The organism is Xylanibacter sp., assembly GCF_057607445.1.
On sequence record NZ_DBLZAX010000003.1, the window covers coordinates 204,244 to 224,750 of the forward strand.

Sequence of the window (20,507 nt, forward strand, 5' to 3'; positions counted from 1 at the left end):
CGGCATGACACTTGGCTTACCGTGCCAGCCCCGTGGCTTCTGTTATTCTAACTTATTATTTAACAATCAGCTTATATGGCTTGTTGCTTACCATAACCACATAAACACCTTTTGCTACCTGATAAGTTGCCGTCTCGCCTGCAACGCTGCCTGCAACCTTCTGTCCGTTGAGAGTGAACACCTCAACCTTCTGTCCGATAGCATTCTTTACTATGATGCAGCCGTTGCCAGCCATAACCTTCACGTCAGATGTCTGCAGGTCAGCTATACCGGTTGTTACCGATACAGTGTTAGACAGGTCTGATTCGCCAAGGTCGTAAACTGCGCTTACTGCGTAGGTTCCGTTGGCTGTGGCCTTTGCGCTGTTTGTAGCAACGAGGCTGTTAACGGCATTGTCGAGATACAGCTTGTAGCCTTTCAGCACAGGTGACTTTGCTTCTGTGTAGGCAATATTGTCTATCATGATGCCGAAGCCGTCAAGGATAGTGTGTATTGCCACATACTTAGCGTCAGCCGGGAGCGTTACCTTTACTTCCTTCCATGTACTTATTGTAGGATATTCAACCACAGTAACCTTATTGGTGAACGATTCGGGCTTGTCGTCTGTCGAAGATGTCAGAATCTCGATAGAACTTGTAGCGTCATTAGAGAGAGTCATGAACGAAATTTCTGTGCCGCCCTTAATCTCTGGTGAGATAAACCAGTCGTCGTCAGGATTGTTGTTAGGACGTCCTTCGGCGTCGGCACCATAGTTGCCCCAGTGAATCAGACACTTTTCTCCTTCATACGGAGTCCATACTGCTGCGTCGGGACATCCGGCTTCCTTAGCGCTCCATGTCATCCATGCCAGAGGCTGGTTAGCATAAGGCCAATAGTTGCCGTAATATTGTATGAATGTTGTTGACAGGTTTCCGTCTTTGTCAACAGTCTTCCATCCTGCAATCTCATTTGTGGCGAATGCCGGCAGGCTCTCGAAGTCGAGCATAACCTCGCGTCCGTCCATTGCTTCAGGTGCGGTCCATGCCAGTTCGTCGTCATTGCTGAGTGTCAGTGAGGTAGGAGCGGGCAGATTCATGTTGCGCGGGTCGAGTTCTACGTCGCTGCTAAGGTTGTTCTCTTCGTTCTGGTCGCCGTCATACAGCACTTGTGCGTTGTAGAGTATGTTCTTCTTCGCTGCTGTTATAGGCAGAGTGAACGTGAATGTGCGTGATGCTCCTGCTGCCAGGGCCTCTTCCGGATCTACTTCGTCTATGGTCATGTCGTCGACATTGAACAGTACAGAGTAGCCTGTGGCTTCGTTTGCACCCTTGTTTACAACGGTTACGCTGATTGTTGCAGTGTCGCCCACTACCGGCATGTAAGGCTGTGTTATGCCTGTCACGGCGAGGTCTTTGCCGGATGCCTCGTAGATGCTCCAGTTGTCTGCAAATATTCTTACGGCCGGGTTAGGCATATATCCATAGAGTGATATCTGTGCTTTCTTGCCGTTCAGGGCTGAGAGGTCAACAATGTGCTCCTGCCATCCGTTGTTGCCGGTAAGATTAATCTCTTCGCTGATGTCGACATAGTCTTTGCTTCCGTCAGTTGAAGCCATAACTTTAATATATGCAGTTTCAGACATTGCGTCAGAGTGGTGCAGCCAGAATGAGAACATAGGCTTCTCTGTCTTCTCGAAGTCGATTATCGGAGAGATGAAATATGCAGAGCCTTCTGATGAACCGGTGTTGAGACACAGCAGCTGTGCGCCGTCCTGTCCATATGGCTGAATCTTTGCATTGTAATAACCCGGGTCGATGGTCCATGCCTGATTGTTTATACCTGCGCCGATGAGGTATGGTGCATGGTCTACTCCGGCTTCGGCAAAGGCCTCATTGTATGGCAGTGTGTATGGTGTACCCATCACCAGTCCTGAACGCACGTAGTCAGATTCACCTTCATCGTTAGAAACTGTTACGCCGAATATATACTGGTCTTGTGCGTCAGAAGCGTCCATAATCTGTATTTCAACTTCGCTTTCGCCTGTGGTTTCGCCAAGTTTTGTATAATTTGGCCAGTCGTTCACGTCATATTTATAGATAGTATATTTGAAGTTTGCCGGATCAACATATCCTCCGTGTACGCCTTCTGTCGGATTCGTCCATGACAATACGGCAATGTTCTGTTCTTCACCCCATTTGGTTGTCAGGTCTGATATCGTTTTTGGTACGTCAGGTCCAACATATTTTGTTATGTCCATAGGTCTTCCTTCGCCATTAGCGTTGGCTGCAACGATTGAGAATGTGTTGAAGCCTTTGGCTGCCTTAACCTGCAATGTAATCTGTTCGCCTGGACGTACGTCAGTCTTGGTGGCAAGAGCATTCCCCTTAAGATCGTATATAGTTACCTTTGTGAGTTCTGAAATCTGTTTGCCGTCGATGCTCTTTGAAGGCAATGTGAACGTGAATGTTCCGCCTAAAGCACCAACTGCGTCTGGAACGAAGTTAACGGCAGATACTGTATCAGGAGCTTCTACTGAAGCGATGGCTTTCACAATGAATGTGTCAATAGATACCGGGCTGCTTCCTATTCCGTAATCATGCAGACCGAAATTGTAGTAGCCGTCTTCAGTTGGGGTGATATAATAACGTTTTGTTTCAGTACCTTCAGTTGCAAAGTTATACAGGTCGTCTATTACAATGTTCTGTGACTCAACAGTGTTACTATTGCCCATTGTCGTTTTCAGACTTGCTGTTTCATACGAAACACTCAGCTGATAAGACAGCATATATAAAGAATCGATCTTCAGGTCAAATGCGGGTGATATTATCCAGTCGTCACATCCGTTGCGACCGCTGCAAGTTAATAGTCCATAGATATTGTTGTATTGCCATGTCAGGGCTGTTCCGTCGTTGTTCAAGTTGTATATAGCCCATCCGTCGATGTCAGACATATCAGAGAATGTGTTGACATAAGGCATAGGCATATATAGTCCTGCCGTTATGCTGTTTGTTACGGTTCCGCGGTTTACGTTGCCATGGCTCTTTGCATAAATGGTATATGTGTGAGTGAGTATTTCTTTCGGCATGTCTGTGTCAACGGCAGTTGTTTCGGTTATGTCCTCGGCAATAGTCTTTCCGTCGACATTGCGTACAACTGTATATGATATGTCAGATTTGTCAAAGATACTTCCAAAGTCATCATACAATCCCTTTTCGGGAGCTTCCCATGTGATTGTTGCCTGTTGATTCTCTATTGTGAGAGTAGGATTTGCTACATCTGCAGGTGCATCGTATCCGCATACTATAGTCTTTGAGAATCTGCCTCCACTAACTTCGCTGTACAACGGATATACCTGTACTGTAACGATATGCATGCCTGAAGAAAGACCTTCCATGCTGCAGCTGACTTTGCTGCCCAATGTGGGCTGTGAGGGAACGCCTGTTGGATTTACGCTGGCTCCGTCAACATAGAAGTAAAGGCGTACTTTGTCTGATGCCCATTGCGGTATTTCAATATTTTCCCCACCATTGACAGTTGACGGTATTGTGAACGATATATTTGCGTCGTTACTGCCTTCTGCAACGGATACAACTAAGTCATTGATGTCGTCCAACTGTAATTTAGAGAAAGTCGTCTCTGCTTCTGGCCTTTTATAAAAATAGGTGAAGCCTGTAGGAGTTTTTTCTACTAATACGGTTTTACATGTATCTTCTTTTGATCCATATGGCACAAATGGACTGACTTTATAGTAAACTGTTCCGTAGTTGAAGTCATAATGGTTTACGAGCAAACTTCCTTCTGCAACGTTATATATCATTGGCTGTTGGCCATAGACATATTGATTTGGCATTTTGGTCCGGCCAATAATGGTTGTCTTGCACGTTACCGGATCTATTTTAGCCATGTAGATACTGTCGTCGGCGAGTTGTACGAATAACGAACCATAGCCAGCTACAAATCCTTTGGGATTATAGTTACCCGATGTCTTGTAAGCACGGTATGAACCTAAGAAACCAACTCGCTGAAGGCGGCATGTTGCCGTGTCTAATATATTAAGATAGTAGTCTGTTCCGCCGTATCCCTGATATCTAACGTTTTCCATTGAAATTGCGAAAACAACGTCACGTTGATCGTCGTAGGACATCATGTATGGCACATAGCTTGAGTTGCCGTTAGCGTTGGTAAATGTCTTTTTGCTCAGCAATTCAAGAGTGTTGGCATCATATACAGTTCTGACTATTGTGTTATAGTTGCCTGTGGCACCATCTTGAATAGGCAAGAAACAATACAATTTGCCTTTTGCCGTATATGAATAAGGCGAAAGTCCTGAATCTGACGACACGGTGTCGCAGGCAAATGGTGTAAGATTAAAGTTTACCATGCCGCCTGTTGCATTTCCGTTTTCATCTAATCCGGCTCCGGCGTTGAATCCTGTATATGTATATAGGATTTCGCTTTCTGCCTTGGCAGATGTCTTGTATGGTATTGGTGCAATTAATGTAGGTACGTTACCTTTTTCTTTTATAAATCTTGAGTAGATTGTTTTTTCATCAAAAGTCTGTAATGGCCACGGACTCTTATAGTCTGTTGACATGCTTTCTGCTTTAGCTTTGGCCGGTTCTGCCTTCTGCATTTGTCCGGCATTGCTTTTTGCCGCTTTGTTCGTTTCAGGCAGTTTCATTACTACCTGTGCCTCTGTCGATGTCCAACAGAACAACAATGCCGCTGAAGCTACAAAATAATGGATAATTCTTTTCATAAGCATTATATTTATATTTGTTAAACTTAAAACGCTTGACAAAAATATTATTTTATCTATAAAAAACATGATTTTATGTTCCGACTTGTTTTTAAATTCTTGAATTTAAATAAAAAACCTAACAAAAACGGCTTGAAATGTATATTTATGTTATCAATATAGACTTTTTATGGGCGTTACTTCAATTTGTTATTGTTTTGTCTTTTTTTCACGTTTAAGTAATATTATTTTGTATCTTTGCATGAGTTAATCTGTATCACGGCTCAAGATTCAGGTATGCCTGATGATTCTGCTGAAAAATTTAGTACCCCCTTTTATTAATAAATATTATTCTTGATGAAATTACAAGTCTTGTTGCTGTTGTTGTTTTCTTTTGTCTTTACGTTGCCGTCTTTTGCTTCTAAAGAAAAGTCGGACAGCGCAGTTGTTCTGAAGACTAAAGGAGATGTGTTCTATTCTACCGGACGTTTTCCTGAAGCCTTGGATTATTATACAAGGGCACTTGACAAAGCCGAAAATGAAAAGAACAATCGGGTATATAATGCATGTATCGGTTGTATCGGAAATATATATGCAAGCATAGGCGACTATAACCGATGTCTGCATTATTATCAGCGAGGGTATAAGGCTGCCGTGAAGGCAGAAGATGTAGATCTTCAGTTTAAGTTCTTGTCTAATATTGTCGTGTGCTATTGTTTCATGAAAGATATTAAGAGGGCAAAGGCTTCTTTTAATGTTATGATGAGGCTGCCCGTACAGGACCAGCAGCTAAGGCAGTATTATTGTCTTAATAATCAGGGATTCATAGCTCAGACGGCAGGAGACTATGCTATGGCTGAGTATTATTATAAGGAAACGTATGCTTTTGCAAAGGAGCGTAATATGCCGCTTATGTATGTTCAGGCACCGTATATGGAACTTGGAAATATTGCGCTGAAACGTAAAGATGCAAAAACAGCAATTGCATATTTTAAGGAATGTCGTGAGATGGCATTAAAGATAGATAACTCAGACAAAATGTCGAGAGTGTATAAAAGTCTCAGTGAGGCTTATGCCAGTGCGGGACAGGCTGATTCGGCAGCCAAATATAAGGCAATGTATCTTGAATTGTCTGACTCGGTATTCAACAAGAGTCAGTTTTACATCTCTGGCAGCAAGCTGTTTAAATATGAAAATGCCGTAAATCAGAAGCTCATCGACTCGCTTACAACGCGCAACACCACGCAGCTTGTGGTTATCATCGTGTTTGTCATCATGCTTATTGTGCTTACCGTGCTGTATCGTATGCTGAGGCTGAAGAACCGCAAGCTTACCGACGCACAGATACTGCTTGTAAGTAAGAACGAGGAACTGATGAAGTCTGACAAGCAGAGCCGCCTGTTGCTCGAGCAATATGCAAAAGCTGTAAATACTGTACACGAGGACGGTGTGCCCGATGTTGCCGGTGAGGCAGGGCAGGAGAGTGCCGTTGACATTGAAGGCGAGGCTGAAGATGCAGACGGAAAGACCGACGACGCTGATAAGAAAGAGCGCACGGCCGTAGCGCTGCTGAGCGAAGAGCAGAAGAACCTGCTGCTGAACAAGATTAACACCGTGATGGCAGACATGAGCGTGATATCGCGCTCCGACTTCAACCTCAACATGCTTGCGCAGATGGTTGGCTCTAACACCAAATATGTTTCGTGGGCTATTAATGATGTCTACGGCAAGAACTTCCGACAGTTTCTCAGTGAATACCGCATACGCGAGGCGTGCCGTCGTCTCTCGGACAAGGAGCATTACGGCAACATGACGCTGCAGGCCATATATGAGGAACTGGGCTACAACTCGGCAGCAAGCTTCATACAGGCTTTCAAAAAGGTGAACGGAATGACGCCTTCTACCTATCAGCGCCTTATGACCAACAAGCCTGACGATGAGGCCTGATGCTGTTATCTCTTTTTGGCGCAGACCGCATATCTTATGTCTTTGACTAAGGCTTGAGTTGTTGTGATATTTGCCAGATCTTTAAGCCTGTTTGAAAAATACCATAAAAATCGTAACATTTTTATGGCGTTTATATTTCGGATTAAATATTTATGTCCTATTACAACGAGTACCGTTAAGTAAATGTCATGACTTTGCTTTCAGACTGTTAATGGCCCGTTTATGTGTCAAAAGTGGCCCACTTTTTATACGTAAACGGGCCACTTTTTATGCAAAAACCGACCGCTTATTTTCTTTATTTTGCAGTCATTAAAGTGTGGGGATGTGTCGCTAAGTGAAGAGCAGGCGCTGTGCTTAATGAAAAATGTCTTGCGAAAGTGAAAAGGTAAAACTGAAAAATCCAAATGCGTAGTGATTGATAAGAATACACAAGACTAATGTTCTGTCGGATATGCTATCCGACAGCATTAGATATTAGGATCTGTGATCCGAAACTCCTACTTATTAATCAAAAATAGGAAGCAAGCGGATTAAAATCCTTATACTCTATTCCGGCAGATTAATTCTATTGATTGTTGGCTGCGCTCGGCATAACCAAATATAATTTGCTTCTGCTCTCGCTTGTACGACAATTGCAAATCAGCCGGTAATTAGTCTTGCTGCTACATATCCGATGGCAAGAGAAAAGCATTTGTCTTTTTTCGCTGCGCTCAAGGAAACTTTTGGTGCAAGTAGATGATGTCTGTATAAAAATATAGGGACGGGCAAAAAATGCCCGTCCCTTTATTTTTTATCTTTTCCTACTGACTGTTCAGTCGGAATGTTGTTACTTGTTGTCCTCGATAAGGTTTTCGCCTGTCATGTCAGACGGCTGCTCCAGACCCATGATGTGGAGGATTGAAGGAGCAACGTCGGCCAGACGGCCGTCCTTTACGGTTGCGCTGTTGTTGTCTGTAACGTAGATGAACGGAACAGGGTTCAGCGAGTGAGCTGTGTTAGGTGTGCCGTCCTCGTTGATGGCGTTGTCGGCATTTCCGTGGTCAGCTATGATGATTGCCTCATATCCGTTGGCCTTGGCAGCCTCGATAACGTCCTTTACGCAGTTGTCTACGGCGTGAACAGCCTTGGCAATGGCGTAGTAAACGCCGGTGTGGCCTACCATGTCGCCGTTGGCAAAGTTGACAACGATGAAGTCATACTCCTGAGTGTTGATGGCGCCAACCAGCTTGTCCTTAACCTCGTATGCGCTCATCTCAGGCTTCAGGTCGTATGTTGCAACCTTTGGAGAAGGAACCAGGATGCGGTCCTCGCCCTCGAATGCAGCCTCACGTCCGCCGTTGAAGAAGAATGTTACGTGAGCATACTTCTCTGTCTCGGCTGTGTGCAGCTGTTTCTTGCCCTGCTTGCTCAGATATTCGCCCAGGGTGTCCTGTACGTTCTCTTTCGGGAAGAGGATGTGAACGCCCTCGAACGATGCGTCATACGGAGTCATGCAGTAATACTGCAGATTCTTTATTGTGTGCATGCCTTCCTCCGGCATGTCCTGCTGTGTGAGCACCTGTGTAAGCTCTTTTGCGCGGTCGTTGCGGAAGTTGATGAAGATAACAACGTCGCCCTCCTGTATCGTGCCGTCAACGCCGGCGTTGCTTATAGGCTTGATAAACTCGTCGGTAACGCCCTCGGCGTAGCTCTCTTCCATGGCCTTAACCATGTCGGTAGCCTTCTTGCCCTTGCCTTCAACGATAAGGTCGTAAGCCTCCTTTACGCGGTTCCAGCGCTTGTCGCGGTCCATTGCGTAGAAGCGTCCTACGATGCTTGCTATGTGGGCGTCGTTCTTCTCGCACTGCTCTGTCAGCTCCTTGATGAATCCGGCACCGCTCTTCGGGTCGGTGTCGCGTCCGTCCATGAAGCAGTGAACGTATGTATTCTTCAGTCCGTATTCTTTTGATATCTCGATGAGCTTGAACAGGTGGTCGAGTGAAGAGTGTACACCGCCGTTGCTGGTCAGACCCATCAGGTGCAGCTTCTTGCCGTTGTCGCGGGCATAGCTGTATGCGTTAACTATTTCGGGGTTGTTAAGTATTGAGCCGTCCTTGCATGCGCGGTTAATCTTAACCAAGTCTTGATAAACGATGCGTCCTGCTCCGATGTTGAGGTGTCCCACCTCAGAGTTACCCATTTGTCCGTCAGGCAAACCTACATCCTCGCCTGAAGCCTGCAGCTGTGAGTGAGGGCTTACGGCGTAAAGATAATCCAAATAAGGCGTCGGTGTGTTGAAAATTACGTCTCCTGCGCCATGCTTTCCGATACCCCATCCGTCGAGTATCATCAATAATGCTTTTTTTGCCATAGTTTATATTATATAATGTAAGAATTCCGGCGCAAAGTTACTAAGTTTGTCGTTAACAGCAAAATGCGTAAAGAGGTTTTTTGAAAATTCACAATTTACAATTGGCAAATGCTGAATTTTGTTTCATAATTCACTGCGCGTAACTTGGTCCGTCCATCCTCATTACAATTATTGTATGTTTGTTGCCATACCGATCCGTAAGGCAGTATCCGTATCAGTTATTTTATTATGTTTCAAATGTATGCCTTTTCTTGTCATGCGCGTATATTTTATTCTTTTATATGTCTGTCGGCAAAAACAAAATTTTATATTTGCATCTGGCAGACGTGCAGTGAGGCATGGGCGTGCCTGCCATGATGGAAGCAGGTGCTGACAAGAAGAAATTTAAAAAACAAAAACATACAAATATTATGAAAACATTTTTAGCATTAATTACGGCTGGTCTGATGGGTGCAACGTGTGCCTGTGCGCAAGAAGTAGCCGGCTCGGAATGCTGTAGGCGTGGCACGAAGGACAACGTCCAGGCAGTGAGAACATTCACGAACACAGGCAATCCGCTTGTGAAAGACAAGTTTACAGCCGACCCTGCCCCTATGGTTCATGACGGCAGGCTGTATCTCTATGTAGGCCATGATGAGTATTACGACGGTCAGGACACGGCTTCAGGCGGAAAAGAGTTTAACATAACCGAGTGGCTCTGTTATTCTACAGCTGACATGCAGACATGGACAGACCATGGCGCTGTGCTCAGTCCTGCCGACTTCAGCTGGGCTGTAGGCGAGGCATGGGCGTCACAGGTTATAGAGAAAGACGGCAAGTTTTATTTCTTTACCACGGTGCAGGCCGGTGCGCCATATACGGGCAAGGCTGTTGGAGTGGCTGTTGGCGACTCGCCTATAGGTCCGTTCAAGGATGCGATAGGCAAGCCGCTGGTGTGCGACACGATGACGTCAAACGGCGAGCGCGGCTGGTGGAATGACATCGACCCAACGGTGCTTGTAGACGATAAGGGCCAGGCATGGCTCTGCTGGGGCAACGGCACGTGCTTCATGGCAAAGCTGAAGCCCGGCATGACAGAGCTTGACGGCGAAATACAGGTGATTGATCTTCCGAAATACATGGAAGGTCCGTGGCTGCACAAGCGAGGCGATATGTATTACCTGACCTACGCCTCTGACGGTGGCGGTAAGGAAGCCATTTCGTATGCCACGGCGCCTGATGTGGCCGGCCCTTGGACATACCGCGGCGAACTGACCGGTCCGGCAGAAAACAGCTACACCATACATCCCGGCATAATAGAGTTCAACGGCCGCTGGTATTTGTTCTATCACAATGCCGTATTGACATTAGACGGCCACCGCGGTGCCATAGGCCGCCGCAGCGTCTGTGTAGACGAGCTGCACTATAATTCAGACGGAACGATGAAGCATGTTGAACAGACAAAGACTGGTGTATGCGCAGGCAGGTAAGGGGGGCTAATGTCACCCTTGGTGCCTTGTGGCGAACATATCAGTTTTATCAAATAATATGCTTTTGAGCGCCTGGACGCCAGCTTGACTTATAGTTATTATCAGGTCTTGTCTTGAAAAATAATTCCAGCCGGTTATTAGAAATTGTAATAAAACAATAGCAAGCCCAAGAAATTCATTATTGATATTTCGAGGCTTGCTATTGTGTAAAAGAATGTATTGTATGGTTTTAAAATTTATGGTATAATCAATTTTCTTGCTTCAGCATATCCGTCGTCGTAAGTTATACGTTGTATGATAATGCCTTTGGCTGTTCCTGATATCTTCCTGCCTGACAGATCGTAGAAAGATACGGATGCAATCTTTCTGGTGGCTGAAGATTCAAAATTTTTGATGCCGGTGCCTATTGTCGTGGTAACTTGTATATCTGCAGATGGTAGAGAACTCTTCAGCTCCTCTGTGGATAATGCCTGTACGTTGTAAATATAAGTACGGTTGGCGGTAAGTCCATCTACCATATAGCTGGTTCCGCTGATACTGTCAACAGACCATTCCTGAGGACCTGCATTCCATACATCATCCTTTCCTATAGAATCTTTCAGTATGCGCAGGTCGTTGAAATATGCGCGTTCTTTGTTGGTCTCAATGACAAAGTAGGCCTTTTGCGGAACGTTTTTGAAGAAAATGACAACCTCGCTTTCGGTTTTATTGGCCTTCAGACTATGCTTTTGTATAGTGGCCTGTGTGTCAGGATCGGTCAGACTTATAGTGTAACTTACGGTTTTGCCCGGATACGACACGGCATTGAATGCCATCGTCGCGTAACCGTTACAGTCAGCAAACTCGAACACGGGAGATCTGAGCATACCATTTTGCCCATAGAAACCCACCTGCATATATCCGCCTGACTGGTAAATCTTTGATCCGTACCACCCTTGCTGGGCCATGTAGCTGTCAAGGTCTTCGCCTATGTCTGTTATGTCAGATTTTGGGTATTCGCCACTGGTCATAAGCGAGAAGTCTTCATCGGTGATGACAGGATTGATGGAGTCGGGCAGTATCTCGCGCAGGTTGAGCCTGTAGCTTTCAGCTTCTTCAACTTCCTGCCAGTTAGCCACGAAGGACGATGATGTTATATCAGAGGCTTCTTCTGCAACAGGGCGTTTCAGACGGTCTTTCATGAACGAGAATGAAATCACGCCATTATTGTCAGTTATGTTAGTTACTCCTTTTTCAGTTGGCGTTCCATCCCATGACAGCGAACTTGGTGATGAGTAGTCTGTAAACATGTTATTTGTGGCAATGGGGTAGAGGTCGCTTTCCGTTGTGATACCCTGTGTTCCGTCCGCTTCAACAAGGTCATATCGCTGTATTGTTCCGCTGTTGACATAGTTGCCGTCCCATGCAGACTGGTCGTATGCAACATGGAAAATCATAAGTCCGCGTCCGGGAAGGTAAGCATCCCAGCCTTTTTGCTGTCTGTTCTCTAATGTGAAGAATTCGTTTTCATCAGCCGTGCTTATCTTGTATGCCACGTTGTTTTGGGTAAGTTCGTCCAATGTAACAAGGTCTGCAGGAGTGTCGAGTTCAACGAAGTCGAGCCATCCTACGGTGAAACGTTCAAAAGCCGAATAGGCAGGGGGAGTGTGTGACTCATTGTTATAGTTGCCGGTGTCCATGACATCCCATACGCCGAGCTGTACCATCTGCTGGTTTCGTGTGTTATATGCGTCAGGAAGACCGAGTACGTGGCTGAATTCGTGGCAGAATGTGCCGATGCCTTCAAGCTGTGTTCCCGATACATATTTAAGTTCGCTTGAGCATGCATAACGTTGAACTTGCTTGCCGTTGACATTACAGCTTATACCTAGTGATACAAGGTTTGAGGCATGTGGCCATATAGTATTGCTCGATGCTCCGTAGCTTTCTGCATATCCGGCATAAATAATGTAGACAAAGTCTACAATACCGTCGTCATTATAGTCGTATTTTGTGAAGTCAACTCCAAGTTCTTCGCTGGCATATTCACAGGCTTCTTTTACCATCAGTCCGGGTTTGGAGTCTTGTCCGTAGCTGTCGTTGGCACCATAGTACATCATGCTTTTCTTCAGCTTGATTGGTCCAAAGACGTCGAAATCAGGAGTAAACTTGCCCATCGATTGTGATATGAAGTAGTCGCGTGCGCTTCCTGTAGCCCCGTTGAGGCTGAAGCCTTCCTCGTTCATTACAGAATGGAACAGTTTGCTGTCATGTCCCTCCTGCATAGAGTTGTCGGCAAATTCAACAAGCAGAATCACTCCTTTAAGATTGCCGGTTGTCGGGAATGTCGGTCCTGGCAGTCTCTGCATGGGCGCTTTACGCATTACGTTCTCATCGTAAGCTTTGTTGAAGTCTGCTGTGCCTATGGCTTTCAGCCGCTCTACCTCTGCAGCCTGTCGCATGTCAGGATTATGTGCTATCATGCCCATAACGGGTGTGCCGTCTTCAGATATTGACTCTACATAACGCATTACGCCATTGGCATCAGCCTTTATCATGTGGCCGTCTGTTGTTGTGAATGCATGGAAACGTTCGTCGCCGACAATGCGGTATGTAAGCACGCTTCCGTCCGGTTGTGTTATTTTCAGCAGTCCGGGATAGGCTGGTACGGCGTTTGCTGTTGCCACGGCAAACAGAAATGATGCGATGGCTATAAAAATATTTGGTATTTTCATATTCAATATATTAATTTTGTTGTGTAAATTGCCTGTCTGTCGTTGTATACCTTTACTATGCATAGTCCTTTGCCTGACAAACTTATGCGTGCAGAGCCATTGACTAGTGCTTTTGACATGAGACACATGCCGGATGCATTATATATACATACCTTCATATCCTTGTTTTCAGCATTGCCGGCAATAATCTCTATGGTGTTGCTGATGCGTGAAATGCCGATGTCGTAGTTTGCATCGGTCGTGACAGATGAAATGCCGTCAGTATCATCAGAAGCAATAGGAACGATGCTCATGGCGTTTTGTATGTAACCTGAGGCTCTGTCAATAATCTGGCCTATGACATGTATGTTCTTCTTGTTTTTTACTGTGGGGGGTACGGGTATTGTGCTTGTTGTTTCATATTCTTTACCGGCCTCCATGTCTTCAGAACTGCATGGGTCGCCAGAATAACAGCTGTAAATGGCACGTGCCAGGTCGTTGAAGCAGACGTCGGTAGTTATTGACTCCTTGTTCTCCCATCCGGCCATCTCGCCGTTTTTGCCGTCAGCATAATAGTTGGTCTGCGGATATCCGGTGACGGAGTCTTCTGTTATTGTGTAGGCGATATTGTATTGCGGTGATTTGATGTCAATGTCAGAATAGTAAACAGAGCGGAGTGTTATGGCTGTGCTGTCCTCATTCCATTCACCAGTCAGGCTGTAGGCTATTGGGCTGTCTGACGAAGTCTCCATGTTGAAAAGATTCTGTATGTCATAATAAGGGTCGCCAGACAATTTGCGGTTTAGACTGCATGATGGCGCACCTGTACAAGAACTGATGAATGGCTTGTAGCTGTATTCTTGCTTCTCGTCAATCTCTAATGGGTCTCCTCCGTGTACGCTGACTGCTATGAATTGCTCGGGATATTTTTCTTTCATCATTTCCAGACCTACTAGGCCTCGAGGACACCATCCACACCATGTACCTGTATATTCCTCGCATACCACACGCTTCATGAATGCCTTGTTGCGTACCGTAAGTATCGCAGTGGCTGTGTTGTTTGCAGAATAGGCATCTGCCTGTCCGTTCACTTTGTCAATGGTGATACGGATGTCGTGTGTACCCGGACTATTGGCCGGAACCTCGAATGATATAGTGTCACTTTCGTTTGTTGACAAACTTTTGTTTACGGTGATGGTTTCAGGTTCTCCGTCATAGCTGCATATTGCTGTGTATGAGTTGATGTCATTAGCTCCAACGTTGCGCACCGCCACGCTGAATGTAGCGGTTGAGGCGTCGTAGGATGCTGTTTGGTCGCTCATCTTTCCGATGAGCATTTCGTTTTGCGGCATGTCTTCGCCTTCAACAACTGCCTGTATGCATATAGATCCGCCGGTTGTCGTCCATTTGTTCTTGCTGTTATAATAAACAACATCGGCATCAGTATGCTTTTCTGAGCTGTATCCCACACCTTCTGATTTGGCGAAAGATGCTTTATATCCGATGGCAATGTCGTCTGTTCCGTTGATTGCAAACGGAGTGTCAAGTGTAATTTCATTCCAACCGGCCTTCAGGTTGTCGAGCTTTTGCCTGTATATATACGTATTTTCTTGCGGCTTCTGCTTGATATAGAGATATACGTTTGTACCTTCAGAGCACACGCCTATGCGTATTTTGGTTATACTGTTGCCTTTGTATGGGCTTACAAATGTGGCCGGAAACGTTACGTAAGGCGTTACCACGGCTGAGGCATCACCCCATCCGTTGTCAATCTCCGGGCCATAGCGCATAACCACCTGACCATATGTGCTGCAGACAGACAGCATGGCTAATAACGAAGTAATAATGTTTCTGATCATAGACATCTTTTTAAGATTTAACAAAACAAGGACAGCCTCCGTATGAAACGGAAGTTGTCCTTGATGATAATGGCTATGTTATTTTACGACAATCTTGAATGTCTTGTTGCCGACCTTAACAAGGTAAACACCATGCTGCATGCTGACGGTAGTGCTGTCTTCAGCCTTGCAGCTGAACGTCTGGAGTCCGGCAAGTGTATATACGTTTACAGTGTAGCCTTTAGCTCCATTGATGACGATGGCATTGTCGATAGCGTATACCTTTATGCCCTGTTCGGCAGTTGAAGCATCGATGCCGCTGCCAATGCTGCTCTCATAGCTGTTAGAATAGTTAGACTCACCTTCTTTCCATACGGCTGTAACATTGTAGACATGAGTGCCTTCGCCAGGATTGCTGTCGGTGTAAGTCTGTCCTGTAACATTGCTTGCTATCAGCTGGTTGTCGCGGTATACATTATATCCCGTGAGAGTTATTTCTGATGTAGAACCGTAGAGCGGGGTGTATGTGATGTCGTCAAGCAGTGCCACGGTGTAAGAACCCTTGCTGCAGCTGCGGATGGCGAAGTATTTAGCATCTGCCGGTAATGTGTATTCGAACAATACCCAGTCTGTTCCTGAAACGATAGAATCGCGGTCGAATGCTATGAAGTTTTCAGGCTCCTGGTCTGTTGTTGAGTACATCATCTCGAATACCTGAGGATCAGAACCTTCGTTAGGCATCCTATAGTAGAACGACACGTCTGTTCCGCCTATGACGTCTGAAGAAATCAACCAGTCGTCGTTTGGCAATGTTGTTGAAACTCCGTCTGATGCAGCCCAGCAAGTGAGATACTTGTCACCAGAGTGAGGAGTAAGAACCTCAAACTTGTCGAGCGTGAATCCTGCCTCAACAGGAGCCCATACCTGCCATGCCTTAGCCTCGAATGCGTGTGATATGGTCGGACCTCCGAAGTATACAGTAGGTGTTCCGTCGCCGTCGTATGTCTTCCAGTCACCTATTCCTTCAATGATGAATGACTCGTATCCTTCAAAGTCGTCAGTTACTTTGTCTGCAATTTCTGATTTTGCAGGTTTCTCCCAGTTAAGGGTTACGCTGTTTCCGCTTGTAGAACCTGTAAGATTCTCTGCTACCGGCAGGTTAGAGCCGTGAACATACAGGCGTACTGTAGATGTAGAATCATTGTCTGTGTATGTGTCAGGTTCGTATTCAATGGCTGCACGGTATATGTATGTCTTTGTAGCCTCGGCCTTTGTGGTATTTATTTCGAATGCCACTTGTGCCATAGCGTTCTGAGTTATAGTTTCGCCTTGTTTTGTATCTATAACTTCGTTGTCACGCAGCAATACAACTTTGTATCCTTCAGCTTTGTTTGTGCCGTAGTTTGCTACGCCCACATTGACAGTTGTGCTTTCTCCAGCCTCAATTCTCTTTTCGTCTATTGATATCGACGTTAATGCAAGGTCGTTTTCTGTGCTTTCGTCAATGCTGATGGCGTCTACATAGATAGAGGCACTCGCGTCTGCTGCATAAGCACCGAAAGCAATCTGGATGTTGTCGGCGTCAGTGCGAAGAGGAACAGAATAGCGTACCCATCCTGTTGCGCCATTGTTATAAGCCACGTTTGCAGAGTTCTCCCAACCCTCGTCATCATAGTTTGTATATACCTTGAGTGTAAGGTCTTCAGGCTCAGCCTCAAATCCGTGATACATAAAGAATGACAGTTCGGGACTTTCTGAACCATTAAGAGAGATACGCGGACCTGTAATCACCTGGTCGTTAGAATCTTCTGCGACGTATGAGAACTGAAGCATACCTTCGTCTCCGTCGTAAGGTTTAACTGCGATGCCTGAGCCAGTGCTCATATTCCATGCATAATTATATGATGTTGCATAGAGTGTCCATGGATCCTTGCTTGCAAATCCGTATGCAAACGATTCATCGTAAGGACGTTCGTAAGGTTCACCGAGCACGATGCCGACTCCTGTACCTTCAGATGTTCCGGCGCTGTTTACTGCAACGAGCAGGTAGTCAACATACTGCTGCTGTGCACCATACAACGGTGAGAATGTCTCGTCTGTAACTGTCAGGTCAGATGTATAGTCTGTAACAGGTTCCCATGGGTTTGTCCAGTTGTATTCATTATAGCGGCATAATACATATTGTACGTCGTCAGGATTTACGTAGCCTCCGTGGAGTCCTTCTTCTGTAACCTTGTCCCATGTCAGAACGGCCTTGTTGTTCTCGTTCATCTTGACTTTAAGGTTGGCTACATTAGCAGGCATGTCGAGTCCTACCCAGTTGGTTATGACAGCCTCTTTGCCCTGGCCTGATGTGTTGAACGGAACGATGCGGTATGTTACGTTGCCTTGCTCAACATCAGTGTCTGTCCAGGTGAGAGTCTCGCCTGCCTTAGGTGTTTCAAACACGTGTGCCGGCTTATTGCTGCCGTTGCGGTATACGTTGATGTATGCTATATCGCTGAGTGTTTCGCCTTTGTATGTCTTTGTAGGAGCTGCGAATGTCAGAGTGTTGTTCAGTGCACCCTTTTCTCCTGCGGTAACTTTTACATCTGTAACGCAGTCCGGACCTTCGAATGTAGAGTAAACGTCGAGCGAGATGTTGTCCATGCTGATGTTTACGCTTTGTGCGGGCGAGTCACCATGGAACAATAAATTATATAAGCCATCTTCTGGAACATTGAAAATTACTTCATATTTATTCTTGTCTGCTACAATGTCGAGTGATGCTATTTTTGTTTCATTTCCGGTGACTTCTTGTTTGTTTCCCAACAATATTGTCATGTGTTCTATGGCCATCCATTGATCGTATGTATCAAATGTGAGTCTATAGTCTGTATTTTTCTTGAGACTTATTGAAGGAGAAATCAGGTAGTCGTCATTTCCGTTGCCTTCATATATGCCTGTGTCAACGTCTGCAGTTCCATTACCTGTTAAGTAGGCATATCCGCTTTCTACGCCAGAGGGGAACATGAACGACCATGTATGTGTGTCGTTGTTGGCATCGATGACCTTGAATGAGTCGAAGTCTGCCTGTGTGTCAAATGTTTCTATGTATGGCGTGAACCATGTTGAACCGGCTGTCACCTTGTTAGATGTGGCTGTCTCTCCTTCACGGTTGTCTGAGCAGGCTGTTACTGTGTAGTAGTAGCGGGCATGTGCCTCAGGTACGCTTTCGCTGAACGTTGTTTCTTTCAGGCCTTCGGCAACAACAGTCTCGTCAGGATAGCGTACAACTTTGTAGTTTATAGAGTTGTTGTCTACTGGACCGCCGTTTACAGATGTCGTCGGTGCGTTCCAGGTCAGAACAACTGTTTTTCCGTCATCTATTGAAAGAGAAAGATTGGTTACGGCGCTCGGTACATCCTGACCTACGAAAGTCTGTAAGCGACGTTCGGGTGAGTTGCCGGCTGCATTTGACAATATGATACTTACGGTATGTTTCCCTTCGGAAAGATTCAGGTCGATAGCTGCATTGCCTCCGGCATTCACTTTGGTTTCTGTCGCATCGCCTCCGTCAACAGATATCTTGGCGGTCAGTTCTCCTGACAATGTCTCGTCTGATGTGTATGTCTTTGTAGGTGCTGTGAAGTACAGTTTCCCGTCTGCATAGCTTATCTTTGTTGGGGCGCCTGGTGCTTTGGCTTCACTATACGGTATGTATAGTCCCAGAAAATGCTCGTCTCCAGGCAGGTCTGCGATTTTTGTAGTGTGTGCCGTATTTAGGTCAATAGTGTAAAGTGCAGATTCCTTTGTGTTGTTGTTTACTCCAATCCAATAGACTTTTCCTGTTGCAGGGTCACACACGGCAGACATCTGGTCGGCTGTCAGTGCATGTGGAACATCCAGTTCGCCGACTTCTGTTGGTGTACCGTTCTCCTTATTGATCTTATACAGTTTCTTGTCGTTGAACGCTATTCCGTACAGCTGTCCTGCATTGTCGACAAAAAGAGTTTGGATAAATAGGTTGACTTGTCCTATGTTCTTTGTCTCCATGGTGTTCAGGTCGATGGAGATGAGCGGTTTGCCGTCGCCCCACGACATGGTGTATGCTTTATCCGTTGTAGGATCATAGACACCAATCTGTCTTAGATACATCTCCATGGTAGGATCTTTTTCTGCCAACATTTTTGTGCCTAATTCTTGCCATGTCTCTGCATCGTATGTAGTGATGGATGTATTGGTCAGTCCATCTTCATCCATGGCGCTGTTCAGGGCATAGAATTTACCTTTGGCATAAAATGCGGCCATAGGTCTTGGTATCTCTATAGAAGATTCGTCTGTATAGTTTATGACAGGTGCTGCCTGAAAAGAGTATACTTTGCTTGCTAATGGAGATAACGTTTGCCAAGTTCCGTCTGAATAATTAAGGCCATAGAGAATAAGACTGTCTGCCACGTTGGCCTGAGCTGCAATACGTTCTGTCTTGTTCTCTTTTGCTCGCGCTTTATTAATAGATGTAGTGATATTTCTGGCATTTTTTAGATGGTTGTAGACATCCTTTGGTGCCACGTTGAATTTGTTTGAAGGATTTAGCTTGAATGTTGTGCTTCCCCTTTTTGCCTTACTTACTTGCACCTTTTCTGAGGTTGGTGCTACTTGTTTTTGCATAGTCTTGTTAAGCGACTGCGCCATTGTCGGGCTTGCCGTCAGCGAACTAAGCAACATTAATTGTATTAGTTTCACATTCATAAGCATTACCATTTTATGGGTTAATATTCGTGATGCATCATATTGCAAAAATACAAATTCATATATTAGAAAGGGCTTTTTGTGAAGGTGACAAAAGGGTGACAAATATGTTAAAACGTTGCATTTTATGATATTTAGGCCTAATTCTGTTCTTTTTTTATAGTTTAAGGTCTTTGCTGGTGAAGTTTTGTTATTAAATCACTGTGATGTCATTGTTTTGTTTTGTAGCATTATTGTAAGTTCATAAGTTCGTTTCATTCCCTTTTTTGTGAGTAATTTGTGATGTCTTTCTCTTATAAATTATGTAGATAATAAGAATACTGATATATCTTTTTATTTTGTATGTGCTGGTTCTTTGTCCGTTTCTTGCAAGACCATAAGGTCATGGCAGCAAAGAAACTTGAGAAATGACTTTTGCAGAGTGTCGTTAAGCGAACAACGGCATGAATGAAAAGGTTGAAATGGCTGTAATGTGGATTAATTACTTATTAATATTATGTTTTATAAAATATCCTTATTGTTTGCGTATAATAAATAGGCCACTTTTCATGCAAAAGTGGCCCGTTTACGACACGTAAACGGGCCATTAACAGTCTGGAACTAAAATTGATGCTTATCTTAATAATTGACTCTGCTATGGCATAGAAATATTTAGAATGTAGTTGAAATATGTCTAAAATGTTACTGTTTTTTTAGACCTTGTATGTGCAGACATGTCCTGACGATAAATCATGTCATAAGATATTGTCACTGAACATATTC

General features: G+C 45.0%; 7 protein-coding genes. 2 read left to right on the forward strand and 5 right to left on the reverse strand.

Features of this window, described 5'->3' with window-relative positions; translation table 11 throughout:
• Positions 1 to 55 precede the first annotated feature (55 nt).
• On the reverse strand, positions 56 to 4,738 hold the full coding sequence (locus ACZMIG_RS04115) for a choice-of-anchor J domain-containing protein (RefSeq protein WP_487889115.1): 4,683 nt from the start codon (positions 4,736 to 4,738) through the stop codon (positions 56 to 58).
• Positions 4,739 to 5,074: 336 nt separating this feature from the next.
• On the opposite strand from ACZMIG_RS04115, the gene ACZMIG_RS04120 reads away from it, so the two are divergent.
• The gene (locus tag ACZMIG_RS04120) at positions 5,075 to 6,664 is read left to right on the forward strand and encodes a helix-turn-helix domain-containing protein (protein ID WP_302024295.1); all 1,590 of its coding nucleotides are present in this window, start codon (positions 5,075 to 5,077) and stop codon (positions 6,662 to 6,664) included.
• An 826-nt stretch (positions 6,665 to 7,490) separates the two neighbouring features.
• Here ACZMIG_RS04120 and gpmI read toward each other — a convergent pair.
• The gene (gene gpmI, locus ACZMIG_RS04125; RefSeq protein ID WP_487889116.1) at positions 7,491 to 9,014 is read right to left on the reverse strand and encodes a 2,3-bisphosphoglycerate-independent phosphoglycerate mutase; all 1,524 of its coding nucleotides are present in this window, start codon (positions 9,012 to 9,014) and stop codon (positions 7,491 to 7,493) included.
• A gap of 410 nt (positions 9,015 to 9,424) precedes the next feature.
• Between gpmI and ACZMIG_RS04130 the strand changes: the two genes are divergently transcribed.
• On the forward strand, positions 9,425 to 10,483 hold the full coding sequence (locus ACZMIG_RS04130; RefSeq protein WP_487889117.1) for a glycoside hydrolase family 43 protein: 1,059 nt from the start codon (positions 9,425 to 9,427) through the stop codon (positions 10,481 to 10,483).
• 236 nt (positions 10,484 to 10,719) lie between these two features.
• On the opposite strand, the gene ACZMIG_RS04135 is transcribed toward ACZMIG_RS04130, so the two are convergent.
• The 3 genes from ACZMIG_RS04135 to ACZMIG_RS04145 form a co-directional block, all read right to left on the reverse strand.
• Positions 10,720 to 13,197, reverse strand: a complete 2,478-nt coding sequence (locus ACZMIG_RS04135; RefSeq protein ID WP_487889118.1) for a M6 family metalloprotease domain-containing protein — start codon at positions 13,195 to 13,197, stop codon at positions 10,720 to 10,722.
• A 2-nt stretch (positions 13,198 to 13,199) separates the two neighbouring features.
• Positions 13,200 to 15,035, reverse strand: a complete 1,836-nt coding sequence (locus ACZMIG_RS04140; RefSeq protein ID WP_418874131.1) for a CARDB domain-containing protein — start codon at positions 15,033 to 15,035, stop codon at positions 13,200 to 13,202.
• 78 nt (positions 15,036 to 15,113) lie between these two features.
• A complete protein-coding gene (locus ACZMIG_RS04145) occupies positions 15,114 to 19,745 on the reverse strand; it encodes a hypothetical protein (RefSeq protein WP_487889119.1) in 4,632 nt (1,543 codons plus the stop codon).
• Between the last annotated feature and the right edge of the window lie 762 nt (positions 19,746 to 20,507).

Coding starts and splice junctions, on each gene's coding strand:
- ACZMIG_RS04130 (WP_487889117.1), top strand. CDS start 9,425: ATGAAAACATTTTTAGCATTAATTACGGCTGGTCTGATGGGTGCAACG.
- ACZMIG_RS04135 (WP_487889118.1), bottom strand. CDS start 13,197: ATGAAAATACCAAATATTTTTATAGCCATCGCATCATTTCTGTTTGCC.
- gpmI (WP_487889116.1), bottom strand. CDS start 9,014: ATGGCAAAAAAAGCATTATTGATGATACTCGACGGATGGGGTATCGGA.
- ACZMIG_RS04145 (WP_487889119.1), bottom strand. CDS start 19,745: ATGAATGTGAAACTAATACAATTAATGTTGCTTAGTTCGCTGACGGCA.
- ACZMIG_RS04120 (WP_302024295.1), top strand. CDS start 5,075: ATGAAATTACAAGTCTTGTTGCTGTTGTTGTTTTCTTTTGTCTTTACG.
- ACZMIG_RS04140 (WP_418874131.1), bottom strand. CDS start 15,035: ATGATCAGAAACATTATTACTTCGTTATTAGCCATGCTGTCTGTCTGC.
- ACZMIG_RS04115 (WP_487889115.1), bottom strand. CDS start 4,738: ATGAAAAGAATTATCCATTATTTTGTAGCTTCAGCGGCATTGTTGTTC.